The organism is Actinotalea sp. C106, assembly GCF_023630195.1.
Classification (GTDB): Bacteria; Actinomycetota; Actinomycetes; order Actinomycetales; family Cellulomonadaceae; genus Actinotalea.
Map to the genome: position 1 here is coordinate 1 of NZ_JALPKN010000061.1, position 13,883 is coordinate 13,883.

Sequence of the window (13,883 nt, forward strand, 5' to 3'; positions counted from 1 at the left end):
GCGAGCTGCGAGGCCCGCCGCGGCGTGCGCCGCTCCGCGACGGCCAGCCCCGGCAGGCACAGCGCGGCGACCAGGGCGGGGTGCCGGTGCATCGCGATGTGGCCCTCCCCCGGCACCTCGACCACGGGGACCGGGGCACCTGAGGCTCGCCGCACCTGCTCGGCGAGTCCTGTCAGGTACGGCGCCGGGCAGACCGGGTCGTGCTCGCCCCGGACCAGGGTGACCGGGGCGTCGACCTCGGGCAGGCGGTCCTCGAGCGGGTAGTCGAGCAGCGTCGGCAGGGTCCCGGCGTACCAGCGGGGCCCCGTGCGGAGCCAGTCGCTCAGCATGATCGAGTTCGCGGAGCACGGCTCGTGCGGGGCGTCTCGCAGCAGGCGCCAGGCCTGTCGGGTGGCCGACCGGGCGGAGGGATCTGCGACGGGGCCCACGAGGACCAGACGGTCGACGAGGTCCGGGCGGCGGAGGGCCAGCTCGGTGGTTACCTGGCACCCCATCGAGTGGCCGAGCAGGACCACGGGTCCGCGGGTCGGGACGTCGAGCTCCTCGAGCACCACGGCGAGGAGCCTCGCGTGGTCCTCGACCGCGAAGAGCCGGGAGGGTCGTGGGCTGCGGCCGAAGCCCGGCAGGTCCGGGGCCAGCACCCGCACCGACTCCGCGGCCAGGACGCGGGCCAACGGCCCGAAGTACCGGTGCGAGACGCCGATCCCGTGCACCAGCACCACGGTGGTCCCCGCGGACCCCCGCGCCGCGTCCCACTCCTCGACGACCACGGCGTGGTCCCCGGCGCGCACCGTGCGGGTCGAGGAGGGCATGGGGGAAACCTACGGGCCGCCGGGCCTCACAGCAGTGCGAGCCGGGCGGTCCCGCGGGAGCGGCGGCTGCGGGACCCCGATGCCCAGCACCGTCGGCACCCGCGCCTCGATCCCCGCCACGAGCCCCGGGATCTGCTCGGCGGGCGCGGGGCGGGCCAGGCCGAAGCCCTGCGCGGCGAAGCAGCGCATCTCAGCCAGGGCGAGCAGGGTCGCGTCGTCCTCGACCCCCTCCGCCACCACGCTCAACCCGAGGTGCCGGGCGAGCTCGATCGTGGAACGGACGATCGCGGCGCTCGCCACGTCGTCCACGACGCCCATGACGAAGGACCGGTCGATCTTGAGCCGTCGCAGCGGCAGGCGCTGGAGGTAGGCCAGCGAGCTGTGCCCGGTCCCGTAGTCGTCCACCGACAGGGCGACCCCGAGGCGGTCGAGGTCGGTGAGGACCTCGAGCGAGCGGACCGGGTCGACCATCGACATGGTCTCGGTGATCTCGAGCTCGAGGCAGCTGGCAGGGAGGTGATGGCGCCCGAGGGCTCCCCGCACCGCGGCGACGAACCCGGGGTCCAGGAGGTTGCGGACCGACAGGTTCACCGCGACGGTCAGGTTGATGCCGTCCTCGCGCCACGCCGCGCACTGGGCGAGGCTGCGGTCCAGGACGTAGAGCGTCAGCAGGCGGATGAGGCCCGTGCGCTCGGCCGCAGGCACGAAGGCCACCGGCGGGATGGTCCCGTGCACCGGGTGCTGCCAGCGCACGAGCGCCTCGACGCCGAGCACCCGCCCGGTGAGGACCTCGACCTGGGGCTGGTAGTGCACCACCACGTCCCCCGCCGCGAGCGCCTGCTCGAGCTCGGCCATCAGCTGGGGCGCGTGCGTCCAGGCGGCGTCCATCCGCTGGGCGTAGCGCGCGATGCGCTCGGGACGCTCCGCCGCGGCCGACAATGCCGTGTCCACCCGCTGGTGGAGCTCCTCGGCGCTGGCCCCGTCGGCGGGCCCCAGGGCGATGCCGATCGTCACGTCGACCGAGACCGTCACCTCGGCGACCGCGAACGGGGTCGCGAAGGCTGCACGGATCTCCCCCGCGAACCGGTCCGCCTCGGCCTCGGCGGACAACCTCGGCACCACGATGCCGAAGGCGCCACCGGTGACCCGGCCCACCGTGCCACGGTCCCCGACGACCTCCTCGAGGCGACGGGCCACAGCCCGCAGGATCTCGTCCCCCGACCGCGCACCCAAGGTCTCGTTGATCTCCGCGAACCGGTCCAGGGAGACCGCGAGCAGGGCGACCGGGACAGGCGGCGGACCCGCGAGGAGCCCTGCGACCCGCTCGGAGACCCGCCGGGGGTTCTCGACACCCGTGACGAAGTCCGTGTCGGCGAGCATCTCGAGGTCGGCGGCCTGCTCGCGCAGCCGACGGACCAGGCCGATCGTCCGCAGGGCCACGAGTCCCACGATGATCACCGCCGCGACCCCGACCTCGACGATGTGCTCGGGCAGGCCCAGGGCGTTCTCGGTGAGGAGGGTCAGCGGGAGCAGGAGCACCGCGAGGGCCAGCAGGAGCATGCGGTTGGTCCCGCCGTGCCGGTCGGCCCCCGAGACCTCCATCCGCGCGCCCATCGAGGGGTGCAGCGCGGCCGCGCCCCACAGCAGGTACGCGGTGATCCAGCCGGCGTCGAGCCACAAGGCGTTGGTCTCGATCACCGGTACGTAGGCGGTGGCCTGGAAGAGCAGGTCCGCCGCCAGCACCAGGAGGAAGGCCCAGCCCAGCAGCCGCAGCGCCTTGGTACGGACCAGGGTGCTCGCCCCCATGTGCACGAGCTGGGTGATGAGGACCACGTCACCGACCGGGTAGGCGATCCCCACCAGGCGGGTCAGCAGGTCCCCCGCGGCATCGGTCCAGGTGGGCTGGATGAACACCACCCACAGCACGAGGGTCAGGCCCGTCCCGACGATCAGCGCGTCCACCACGGCCGCGAGGTTGCGCCCCGCCAGCGCTCGGCGGGAGAGGTAGAACAGCCCGGCCGCGAGCAGGGGGTAGCCCGCGAGGTAGAAGCCGTCCGCCGCCGACGGGAACGGGTCGACGTCCAGGACGTGGTCGAAGACCGTCCACAGCACGTCGCCGAGCACCCACGCGGCGACCCCCGCCGCCATGAGGTACCAGGCCAGGGGTCGGCACGGCCGGTGCATCCGGACGCCCACCAGCGTAGCGACGACGGCGCTCGCACCGAGGGCCACGTACAGCAGGTCGCGCGTGAGCCCTCCGGGCAGGGCGAGCTCTACGGACATGGCGAGGACGCCGAGGCCGAGGTACCAGAGCCACACGCGGCTCCCTGGAGAGGTCACCCCCTGACTATCGGCACCGGGGCGCCCGACCTGAGGCCCGAGATGTCTCCGGCGGGCGTCCTGCCGGACGAGCGGTCAGGATGAGGCGGTGCCCGTCATCCTCACCGTCCTCGGATCCCTCCTGGTGCTGGTCACCCTGCGCGACGTCTTCCACACCCTGTGGCGGCCCGCGGGCTCGGGGGCGGTGGGCGCACTGATCATGCACGCCGTGTGGTGGGTCGGCGACCGTCCCGCGCTCCGGGGGGTGCTGCGGCCCGTGATCGGGCCGGCGGCGATGCTCGCGGTGATCCTCGCGTGGACGGTCCTGGTCACCGTCGGCTGGGCGCTGATCTACCTGCCGGCCGTACCCGACGGTTTCGTGCACGGGTCGGGCGTCGACCCCGTCGAGCGCGGCCTGTGGGCCGAGGCCCTCTACCTGTCCCTGGTCACCCTCGCCACCCTCGGCTACGGCGACGTCGTGCCCGACACGGGGTGGTTGCTGCTCGCGGCACCCCTGCAGGCCCTCATCGGGTTCGCGCTCCTCACCGCCGCCGTCGCGTGGATCGGTCAGGTGCACCCGGCGGTCACCCGACGACGGGCCCTGGCGGCACGGGCGCACGCCCTCGGGGCAGCGGGCCTCTCGAGCCAGGACGAGCCCCCGGCCTCGGTGATCGAAGCCGTGGCCGCCGACGTCGCGGTCGCGCGGATCGACCTCGAGCAGTACGACGAGAGCTACTACTTCCACGACACGTCGGCCCAGGCCTCGCTGGCCGACTCCCTGGGCCTGCTGGACACGCTCGCCGCCCGGGCCCAGGACGACGCGGACGGCGAGCGCCGGTGGGCCGGACGCGTCCTCACCGCCGCTCTCGACGGGCTCGCCGAGGTCCTCGACGACCAGTTCCTGCACGCAGGCGGTGACCGGAGCACGGTCTTCGAGGCCTACCGGCACGAGCGCGGACGGGCTGCGTCGAGCTGAGGCGGTGGCGTCGGCGCGCTCGCGCGCCGGGGCCCGGGCCCACGACGTCAGTGCCGGCGGTGCACCTTCATCCGCGGGGGCCTGCCGTCGGGGTCGAGGACCGTGCGGTACATCGGCGAGGCGAGCCACCGACGCCACCGGGGCGGGTACTCCAGCGGGTGCCGACGCAGGCGCCCCGGAGGGCGCGGGCCACGGCGCCCACCCTCGTACCAGGCGTCAAGGGCCTCGGCACTCCCTCGGAGTGCGGCGAGGGCCTCCGCCGGGTCGACCAGCCCCTCGTCGTCGGGCCGGTCCAGGTGCTCGCGCCACAGCTCGAGGCGCAGGTCCCGGGCGAAGGTCCGGGCACCGTCGCCGAGGCCGGCAGGGTCCCGGGGCTCACGGGGGTCCCTCCGGTCGTCCAGGACAGCCGCGGTGAGCTCGGAGTCGTGCGTCCAGGAACGTCGGTTGAAGTTGTCGCTGCCGACCGTGGCCCACACGTCGTCCACGACGCAGATCTTGGCGTGCACGTAGACGGGCTCGCCGTCGTGGTTCTCCACGTCCAGGACCAGCACACGGTCCCCACCCGCCTCGTGCACCATCTCCAGGGCCTGGGCGTGCCCGAGCCGCACGGCGGGCAGGCTGAGGCGGCTGTCCTGATCGGGGTAGCGGGGGACGACGACCACGAGGTGCAGCTCGGGCTCACGGCGCAGGGCGTCGGCGAACACCCGCGCGACGTCCGAGGACCACAGGTACTGGTCCTCGATGTAGACCAGCCGCCGCGCCCGACGCATCGCCTTGGCGTAACCACGGGCCGCGCTGCGCTCCCCGTCCGGGGCGAAGGGGTACCCGGGCCACCGGTTGGGGTACGTGCGCAGCAGCTGCACCGCGCAGGTGCCCTGCTCTGACGGGGCCGGGCGCGCCTCCGGCAGGGTGCTCGGGTCACGGTCGAGCCGACGCACCATGTCGGGGATCACGTGCCAGGGCAGCCGCGAGAGCGCCGCCGGGTCGCGCCACCGCTCGCGGAACACCTCCTCCACCTCGCGCACCGCGGGGCCACGGATCTCGACCTGGACGTCGTGCCAGGCGGGGCTCGAGCCGTACCAGCGGGCGAAGGGCTGCCGTTGGGGGTCCCCCCCGTGCTCGGCGTCGTCGCGGCGGCTGTGGGCCAGGTCGATCCCGCCGAGGAAGGCGACGTCGTCCTCACGCCGGCCCCCGTGGCGGACGACGACGAACTTCTGGTGGTGGCTGCCCAGAGGCCGCACCCGCTGGTCCAGCAGGACCTCGCCGCCGAGCTCGTTGACGCCCTGGGAGAGGTTGCGGTTCTGCTCCCCCGAGAAGCGCAGCCGGTCCAGGTGCGACCGCCAGAGCAGGCCCTTGACCGAGGCCCCGCGGCGCACCGCCCCCGCGAGCAGCTCCGCGACGGTCGGGCCCTCGTCACGGACCCGCTGGTCGGGGTCGCCCCGCCAGTCGGCGAACAGGACGAGGTCTCTCTCACCGACCCGCTCCAGGACGTCGGCCAGCACCGGGAAGTAGGTCCGACCGTGGACGAGGGCACGTACCGCGTTGCCCTCGGTCCAGGGCAGCAGGGTCGTCGCGGAGTTGCCCCGCTCGGCGGCCGTCAGGAACCAGGGATGGTCGACCTCGTCGGCAGGTGCCTTGCGAACGGGGAAGGCAGCGGGCGAGGCGAGGCGCAGTCCGTCGCGCCGCAGGGGGATGCGCACACGGCCAATTTCTCACATGTCGGGCACCCGGCGGCGCCCGTCCGTGCTGAGCTGCCCAGAGATACGCCTTGTTTACACCATCGTCACCTGCTGCGGATGCGCCATCCAGGTGAGGCCCACATAGTGGAGGAGGCCCTCAGCACCACCGCGCAGGGTCACCAGCCCCCATCGTCGCGGGCCCAACCCCGATCCACCTGGAGGCGCGATGGCCATCGGCACGCTCCGAACACCGACGAGGACCGCTCCCCCCTCTCAGCTCCTGCGGCGCCCGCGCGTCACGGGGCCCTCGATGCCTCCTGCCGCCCAGCGCCGGGAGAGCCACAGCGTGAACACCCGGGCCTGGCAGGGCCGGTACGTCCACACCCTCGCCGTCGTCGACGCCGTCATCGTCTCGGTCGCGATGCTGATGGCCTACCTCCTGCGGTTCGACCAGACGCCCGGGGTGCTGCCCGTGGTCACCGGTGCGTTCGCGCCGTCCTACCTTGCCGTGTCGGCCGTGCTCGCCGTGGCGTGGTTCGCGGCCCTCGAGCTGGCCCGCAGCCGAGACCACCGCGAGATCGGCTCGGGGCCCACCGAGTACGCCCGCGTGTTCCGTGCCTCGTGGCAGCTCTTCGCCCTGGTCGCCGTCGTGGCCTTCCTGCTCGGCCTGGAGATGGCCCGCGGCTACCTCGCGATCGCCTTCCCGCTCGGGGTCGTCCTGCTGCTCCTCGGGCGGCTCGGCGCGCGCCAGTGGCTCGTGCGCCAGCGTCAGCGTGGCGAGTGCATGCACCAGGTCCTCGTCGTCGGCGAGCCGCCGAAGGCGGCCGACCTCATCCGCGAGCTCAGCAAGAACCCGGCGACCGGGCAGCGCGTCGTCGGGGTCTGCGTGCCGCAGAGCGCACCGATGGTCGACGAGGTCGCCGGGATCCCCGTCCTGTCCGGCATGGGCGGGGTCGTGGACGCGGCCGAGCGCTCCGGGGCCGACACCGTCGCGGTGACCGGCTCGGAGGTCATCACCTCGCGGGCCGTCAAGCAGCTCGGCTGGGACCTCGAGGGCAGCGGGATCGACCTGGTCCTCGCCCCGGGCGTCGCGGACGTCGCCGGTCCCCGGGTGCAGACGAGCCTGGTCAACGGCACCGCTCTGGTGCACCTGGACGAGCCGCAGTTCACCGGGGGCAAGTACCTGGTGAAGTCGGTCGCGGACTGGATCGCGGCACTCCTCATCACGATCGTCCTCTCCCCCGTCCTCGCCGCCCTCGCCGCGGTCGTCGCCCTGACGAGCCCCGGGCCCGTCTTCTACAAGCAGGAGCGGGTCGGCCTCCACGGGAACACGTTCCGGATGTGGAAGTTCCGGTCGATGCGCGTCGGGGCGGACGCGATGCGTGAGGAGCTCCAGCACCTCGACGAGGGCAACGGGGCCCTGTTCAAGGTCAAGGACGACCCCCGGGTCACCTCGGTCGGCCGCGTGCTGCGCCGCTACTCCCTCGACGAGCTGCCGCAGCTGTTCAACGTGCTCCGCGGCGAGATGAGCCTGGTCGGCCCTCGCCCGAACCTCCCCGACGAGGTCAGCACCTACGAGAACCACGTGCACCGCAGGCTCTACGTCAAGCCCGGGATCACGGGCTTGTGGCAGGTCAGCGGACGTTCCGAGCTCTCCTGGGACGAGTCGGTCCGCCTGGACCTGTACTACGCGGAGAACTGGACGCCTTTCGGCGACCTGCTGATCCTGCTGCGGACCATCAAGGTCATCGTCATGCCCCACGGCGCCTACTGACCCGACCCGGTCCCACGCCACGAGAGGCCCCCGACACACGCCGTGCCGGGGGCCTCTCGCCGTCCCACCCCACCCCGGCCTCGTGTCAGAACCTCAGGTACCCCCAGGTACGCCAGGTTCTGACACGAGACGGACGCGATCTCGTGTCAGAGGCTCAGGTACCTCCAGGTACCTGAGCCTCTGACACGAGTGGGCGGGAAGGGTCAGGGGGTGAGGCGGAGGGCGGCGCGGAGGTCGACGAGCTGGGCCTGCCAACGGTTCTCCTGCGCACGCAGCGCCGACTCCTGGACCGAAGGGACGTCGTCGAGGGCCGCGCGGATCTCCGTGGCGATCGACGCGGCGTCGTTGGACGCGTGGTGGGCGTGCGGGAACACCTCCCGCAGCGAGGGCCAGTCCGAGACCACGAGCGGACGGCGGGCGTAGACCGCCTCGTACGCGCTGCGCATGATCGACGTCGGCTCGGTGGTCAACGAGACCAGGACGTCGGCGCGGGACACCTCGTCGAGGTAGTCCCGCGGGCCGAGGAACCCGACGAACTCGACGTTCTCCGGGGCGCCCTCCGCGAGCCCCGCAGGCCGCCGGTTCAGGTCACCGGTGATCGCGACGTCGACCTCGGGCAGCGCGCGAGCCGCCTCGACGACCTCGTGCACCGGCTCGTCGCCCGAGAAGACGCCGACGAAGAGCACCCGGGGACGCGCACCACGCTCGGGGGGACCGAGCTGCCACGCCGGCGGAGCCTCGTGCACGACCAGGCCGCGCGCCCCCCAGGACTCGACCATCTCGACGTAGTGGTCGACCGTCACCATGACCCCGGCGGACCGGCGCGCCAGCCAGCGCGTCACCCCGAGGAGCCGCTTGCTCACCACGTTGCCCTTGACGCCGAAGGAGCTCGGGTGGCTGTCGAGCAGGAAGCGTGACCCGGTGGCAGCCGCGTACGCGGCGACCACCAGCCCCGGGAAGACCGGCGGGTTGGTCACGATCACCGTGCGCGGCCGCAGCCGCACCAGGGCCATCGAGGTCGCCGCGATGCTCAGCAGGTGGCGCAGCGGGACCAGAGGACGACGGGTCAGGGCAGGGAAGAAGATGTGGACCGGGCTGCCTCCGAGGGCCTCGGCGATCTCGGTCGCGCGCCCGGCGTGGCGCTGCCAGGTGACGTGGACGACGGGTGGTCGGTGCGTAGAAGGCATCTTGGCATCGTCGCAGCGCACGGCTCCGCCCACCATGTGGGAAGCGACAAAACCGGCTTTTGGGTCGAGATCACCCTGGGGAGGCAAAGGCCGTGTGAACGTCGTGTTTCCCAGTTGCCGCCCCCTGCCACCCGGGCGAGGCTGGACCAATGCCGACCACTGACGCCACACCCGCGCCCGAGTCCTCGGCACCTCATGTCCCCGCCTTCGTCGCGACCACGGGCGGCCATCTGGTCCAGCTGTACCTCATGGCCCCCGTGCTGGAGCCTGACCGCCACGAGGACGCGCTGTGGATCACCCACCGCACCCCCCAGAGCGAGAGCATGCTCGAGGGACGCAACGTGGCATACATCCCGCCGATCCACGCCCGCCAGTGGCACACGGTCCTGGGTCGCACGCCCCAGGTCCTCGCGGCGATGCGACGTCACCACGTCGACACGGTCTACAGCACCGGCGCCGCGCTGGCCCTCGCGGCCCTCCCGGCGGCCCGCCTGGTCGGTGCCCGCCCGCGCTACATCGAGAGCCTCGCGCGCTCGGACCAGCCGTCACTCGCGGGCAGGGTGCTCGAGCGGGTCCCGTGGGTCCCCGTCTTCACCCAGTATCCCGAGAACGCCACGGGACGCTGGCAGTACGACCGCAGCCTCCTGGACTCCTTCGAGGTGGAGGACGGCGGCACCCCTCGCCCCCCCGGCCGGGTGTTCGTCACCCTCGGGACGACGCGCCCCTGGCAGTTCCGTCGCCTGGTCGAGCGGATGCTCGCGATCCTCCCGCCGGAGACCGAGGTCGTCTGGCAGACCGGGGTGACCGACGTCTCCGACCTGCCGATCGACGCCCGCCCGATGCTCTCGGACGAGGAGTTCCGCGCCGAGATCGCCCGGGCCGACGTCGTCGTCACGCACTCGGGCTGCGGCACCTTCATGCGCTGCCTCGAGGCGGGACGGATCCCGATCATGGTCCCGCGCCGCGCGGCGCACCAGGAGCACGTGGACGACCACCAGGAGCAGATCGCCACCGTCGCGGACCGCCGCGGCCTGGCGATCATGCGCGAGGTCGACGACCTCAGCCTCGAGGACCTGCTCCTCGCCACGGGCGTCCGCGCCCGTCCCGCCGACCTGACCGCCCGTCGCCACCACGAGGAGGCTCGATGACCTACACACCGGACGCCCCCGCCACCGACCTGACCACGCCCGTCACGCCCGGTAGCCCTGACACCCCGGCGATGCCCGAGATGCCGCGCAACTGGACCGTCGCGCACGACTTCTGCTTCGACTTCGGCGGCGCCGAGCGCGTGTCCGCGCTGCTCAGCCAGGAGGTCGCCGGGGACGGCCCGCTCATCTCCCTGGGCGGCGACGCCACGATGTTCGAGGACGCGGGCATCGACGAGATCACGATCCGCCACCCGCGGACCTTCCGCGAGGGCTCCTACCGTCAGGCGAGCCTGGCGATGCCCCTGCTGTCCAGGGCCACGGCCCCGGTCGAGGGCAACCTGCTGGCGTCCTCCTACGCCTTCTCCCACCACGTGCGGGCCACCGGCAAGAAGGTCGTGTACTGCCACACCCCGCTGCGCCAGGTGTGGAGCGGGGCCGAGATGTACAGCAGCTCGCTCCCGGCACCGCTGCGCGGGGCGGCCAACGGGGCGATGGGGGTGCTGCGCGCGATGGACCGCCGCGCCGCCCAGGAAGCCTCGGCCTACGTCGCCAACAGCCACGCCGTCGCGCAGCGCGTCGAGCAGTTCTACGGCATCGAGCCCGCCGCCGTGGCCCACCCGCCGTACGACCCGCAGTTCCACCCGCGGGACATCCCTCGCGAGGACACCTACGTGTGGGTCGGGCGGATCGTCGAGCCGTACAAGCGGGTCGAGCCGCTCATCGAGTCCTTCCGCGACCACCCCGAGCGGCGCCTGATCATCATCGGGGACGGGCGCGACGCCGCACGGCTGCGCGCCACCGCCCCGCCGAACGTCAGCTTCGTCGGGCCGCGGTCCACCGCGGAGATCGCCGAGGCCTACTGCTCGGCGAGGGCGGTGCTGTTCCCCAGCGAGGACGACTTCGGCCTGGTCCCCGTCGAGGCCATGGCCTGCGGGACGCCTGTGGTCGCCCTGGGCCGCGGTGGCGCCCTCGAGACCGTCGTCGAGGGCGAGACCGGTGTGCTCTTCCCCGAGCCCACCCCCACGCACATCTCCGCTGCCCTGGACAGGTTCGAGGAGGCCACCTGGGACGAGGAGGCCATCAGCCGCTACGCCCGGACCACCTTCAGCCGAGAGACCTTCGTCCGCGTCATGCGTCAGGTGCTGCACGCGGCATGAGCGACGAGACCACCCTGCCCAGCGTCTCGGTCGTCGTCCCGACCTACCGCCGGCGGGACAACCTGACCGAGGTCGTGCTGCCCCTGCTCGAGGACCCCTCCCTGCTCGAGCTCCTCGTGGTGGTGGACGGCTGCGAGGACGGGTCCCTCGAGCTGCTCGAACAGCTCGCCGAGACCCACCCCCGGCTGCGTCCGATCTGGACCGAGAACAGCGGGGGCGCCGCCGCGCGGCAGACCGGCATCGACGCCGCCGTCGGCGAGGTCCTCCTCCTGCTGGACGACGACGTGGTCGCAGCGCCGGGCCTGGTCACCGGGCACGCCCGGCGGCACCAGGAGGCCGACGACCTCGTGGTGCTCGGCTACATGCCGACCCGCCCCCCCGAGCCGGGTGCGCGCGGGCGGTTCGCCACGCATCTGTACGCCCAGGAGTACGAGTCGGTCTGCCAGACCTACGAGGCCGACCCGACGACCGTCCTCCTGCGGCTGTGGGGCGGCAACGTCTCGGTCCGCCGCGAGCACCTGGTCGCCGTGCCGTACCACTCGGGTCCCTTCGCCCGGAGCAACCACTCCGACCGCGACTTCGGCCTGCGGCTCAAGGCCGCGGGCCTGCGCGGCGTCTTCGACAGGTCGTTGCTCTCGAGCCACGAGCACGTCCGCCCGCTCGAGGCGTTCTTGCGCGACGCCCGCCGTCAGGGGGCCGGGCGTGCCCTCGTGCACGTCGAGCACGCCGAGCTGCTCGGCCCGCTCCCCATGGAGGACACCCTCCAGGGCCTGCCCGGCCCGCTGCGCGCCGTCGTGCGCCTGGACCGCTTCGCCCCGCTGCGGGCGGCCATCAGCGCCGTCCTGCTCACGGTGGCGCGGCTGGCCTCCCGGGCCGGGATCACGGCGGTCGAGGTGGGCAGCGCCAAGGTGCTGCGCCGCTTCGAGACGCGCCGCGGCATCCGCGAGGTCATCCCGACGGCATGAGGCACCTGCGGCGCGGCTGACGCCGTCTGCCCGGACCTCAGCCCGACGACGTCAGCCGCACGGGCTCCCGCCCCGCACGGACCCCGTAGAGCGGCGCCGGGAACCGGGAGGGCCGGGCGTGCTCGACGGCGAGCGCCGCCCCGGCGAAACCGAGCACCGCCTGCGGGAACCCGGCGTTCGTGACGTACGGCCACACCATCGCCGCGAAGGGCAGGAAGGCCAGGATGCCCAGCACCGTCGCGGCCGCGGCGCGCTCAGCGCCCTCGGTGGCTCGCACCGTCCGCAGGGCGCGAACGCCCACGGTCGTCAGGGCGAGGACGGCGGACAGCAGCAGGCCGACGCCGCCGCGCAGGACGAGGGTCAGGTACTGGTTCTCCGTGGCCTCGAACTGCACGCTGTCAGGGGTGTCGATCCCCAGGCCCACGGCGGCGGCCCGGCCCAGCAACGGCAGGTAGTCGCGCTGCCAGATCAGGATCCGGTACTGGACGGTCTGAGGCAGCAGGCTGTCGTCCGTCCCTGTGGCCGGGGTCGCCTGCTGCTCGAACCGGGTGTCCAGAGCCGTCGCGAACACCACGGCTGCCACGGCCCCGGCCACGGCGAGGAGCACCGCCGCCCGCCGCAGCCGCCTCAGGACCAGTCCGACGACGAGCACCGCCACCGGGACCCAGGCGAAGAAGGTGATCGTCACCGCGAGCACCATGGCCGCGGTGTCGACGAGCAGGACCACGACGAGCTGCCAGCGGCGCAGCACGGTGCGGTCGCCCCGCAGCAGCAGGCCGGCGGCGAGGACGAGCGGGACGATCAGGTACCCACCGAAGGAGTGCGCGATCGGGAAGGGCCCGGTGATCCGGGGGTCGGCCTCCCCGGGGGCCGGCATGAGCCCCTCACCGACCGTGGCCATCACTGCCTCGCGCACGCCAGGCACCTCGACGTACTGGCCGAGCCCGATCAGGGCAGGCACCAGGCTCAGGCCCAGGACCCAGCGCAGCACGACGACGAGGTCGCCACGGCTCTCGATCGACCGTGAGGCCGTCCACCAGGTGACGAAGAGGAAGGCCGGCAGCAGGCCGGACCGCAGCAGGGTGTCCGCGTCGGCGTCCACCCCGGCGACGTAGTGCAGCACGGCGAAGCCGAGGCCGGCCACGGCGAAGGCCCCGAGCCCGAGGTCCACCCCGGAGAGAGGCCGCCACACGCGAGGCCGCCGGACGAACACCACGACGGCACAGGCGAGCAGGAGCAGCTCGGAGATCTTCAGCCCCGGAACCAGGACGCCCCGACCGAGCCCGGCGAGCGCAGGGACCACCGCTGCCACCACCACCGCCGCCACGACCGGTCGGTGCCAGATCGCCACGGCGATCCCGGCGACCACGGCGACCGCGGGAGGGCCGAGCGGGGTGATGGCCGCCGTCGCGCCGGCGACGACCGCCACGAGCAGGAGGACGGGGACCGCCCTCCACAGGACCGAGGCCGTGCTCGGGTCGGCCTCCTGCGTGCCGCGCCCGACGCTCACGTCCGCGGGGTGCTCGCGCCCGGGGCCTCAGGTGCCGGGCCGACGTCGTGCTGCGTCGTCTCGGGGACCAGAGCAGCGGCAGGATCGGCGGGCTCAGCTGTCTCCGCCACCGGGTCGTGCTCAGGGCTCTGCGCCGCGTGGGCGCCCGCGGACGCCGTCGGACCGGACGAGGTCTCGTCGCTCTCTGCGCCACGCGTCGCGCCCCCGCGGCGTGCGGTGGGTGTCACGACGACCACGGCCTCGTGGGTGCCGACGTCGTCGAGGGCACGCAGGGCGGCCGAGGTCGCCCGCATGCTCGTCCGTCGCGGCAGGGCCAGCACGACGGCCTGGGCCCCCTGGGCCTCGCGCTCGGCCGC

10 protein-coding genes and 1 pseudogene are annotated in these 13,883 nt (G+C 73.5%); 5 read left to right on the forward strand and 6 right to left on the reverse strand.

Annotated elements, in window-relative coordinates:
* A partial coding sequence (locus tag L0B03_RS06290; RefSeq protein WP_250444914.1) for an alpha/beta fold hydrolase occupies positions 1 to 812 on the reverse strand: 812 nt, incomplete at its 3' end.
* 9 nt (positions 813 to 821) lie between these two features.
* Positions 822 to 3,152, reverse strand: coding sequence for a bifunctional diguanylate cyclase/phosphodiesterase (locus tag L0B03_RS19550; RefSeq protein WP_250444916.1), 2,331 nt, complete (start codon positions 3,150 to 3,152; stop codon positions 822 to 824).
* Positions 3,153 to 3,240: 88 nt separating this feature from the next.
* On the opposite strand from L0B03_RS19550, the gene L0B03_RS06300 reads away from it, so the two are divergent.
* Positions 3,241 to 4,107, forward strand: coding sequence for a potassium channel family protein (locus tag L0B03_RS06300; RefSeq protein WP_250444918.1), 867 nt, complete (start codon positions 3,241 to 3,243; stop codon positions 4,105 to 4,107).
* Between the two features lie 47 nt (positions 4,108 to 4,154).
* Here the strand turns inward: L0B03_RS06300 and L0B03_RS06305 are convergent, their stop codons facing one another.
* Positions 4,155 to 5,807, reverse strand: a complete 1,653-nt coding sequence (locus L0B03_RS06305; protein ID WP_250444920.1) for a phospholipase D family protein — start codon at positions 5,805 to 5,807, stop codon at positions 4,155 to 4,157.
* Positions 5,808 to 6,096: 289 nt separating this feature from the next.
* Between L0B03_RS06305 and L0B03_RS06310 the strand changes: the two genes are divergently transcribed.
* Positions 6,097 to 7,560 carry a sugar transferase gene (locus tag L0B03_RS06310; RefSeq protein WP_250444922.1) on the forward strand — a complete coding sequence of 488 codons (1,464 nt, stop codon included), beginning with the start codon at positions 6,097 to 6,099 and terminating at the stop codon, positions 7,558 to 7,560.
* A gap of 203 nt (positions 7,561 to 7,763) precedes the next feature.
* On the opposite strand, the gene L0B03_RS06315 is transcribed toward L0B03_RS06310, so the two are convergent.
* Positions 7,764 to 8,747 carry a glycosyltransferase gene (locus L0B03_RS06315; protein ID WP_250444924.1) on the reverse strand — a complete coding sequence of 328 codons (984 nt, stop codon included), beginning with the start codon at positions 8,745 to 8,747 and terminating at the stop codon, positions 7,764 to 7,766.
* A gap of 149 nt (positions 8,748 to 8,896) precedes the next feature.
* Between L0B03_RS06315 and L0B03_RS06320 the strand changes: the two genes are divergently transcribed.
* The 3 genes from L0B03_RS06320 to L0B03_RS06330 are packed head-to-tail and all read left to right on the forward strand — an operon-like array spanning position 8,897 to position 12,017.
* Positions 8,897 to 9,895, forward strand: coding sequence for a glycosyltransferase (locus tag L0B03_RS06320; protein ID WP_250444926.1), 999 nt, complete (start codon positions 8,897 to 8,899; stop codon positions 9,893 to 9,895).
* Positions 9,892 to 11,052, forward strand: coding sequence for a glycosyltransferase (locus tag L0B03_RS06325; RefSeq protein WP_250444928.1), 1,161 nt, complete (start codon positions 9,892 to 9,894; stop codon positions 11,050 to 11,052). The genes L0B03_RS06320 and L0B03_RS06325 overlap by 4 nt, the downstream gene beginning before the upstream one ends.
* Positions 11,049 to 12,017, forward strand: coding sequence for a glycosyltransferase family 2 protein (locus L0B03_RS06330; RefSeq protein WP_250444930.1), 969 nt, complete (start codon positions 11,049 to 11,051; stop codon positions 12,015 to 12,017). Before L0B03_RS06325 ends, L0B03_RS06330 begins: the two co-directional genes overlap by 4 nt.
* A 37-nt stretch (positions 12,018 to 12,054) precedes the next feature.
* Here L0B03_RS06330 and L0B03_RS06335 read toward each other — a convergent pair whose 3' ends face one another.
* A complete protein-coding gene (locus L0B03_RS06335) occupies positions 12,055 to 13,527 on the reverse strand; it encodes a hypothetical protein (protein ID WP_250444932.1) in 1,473 nt (490 codons plus the stop codon).
* Positions 13,524 to 13,883: pseudogene (locus L0B03_RS06340) on the reverse strand (hypothetical protein); the annotation flags it as partial. The pseudogene L0B03_RS06340 and the gene L0B03_RS06335, both read right to left, overlap by 4 nt.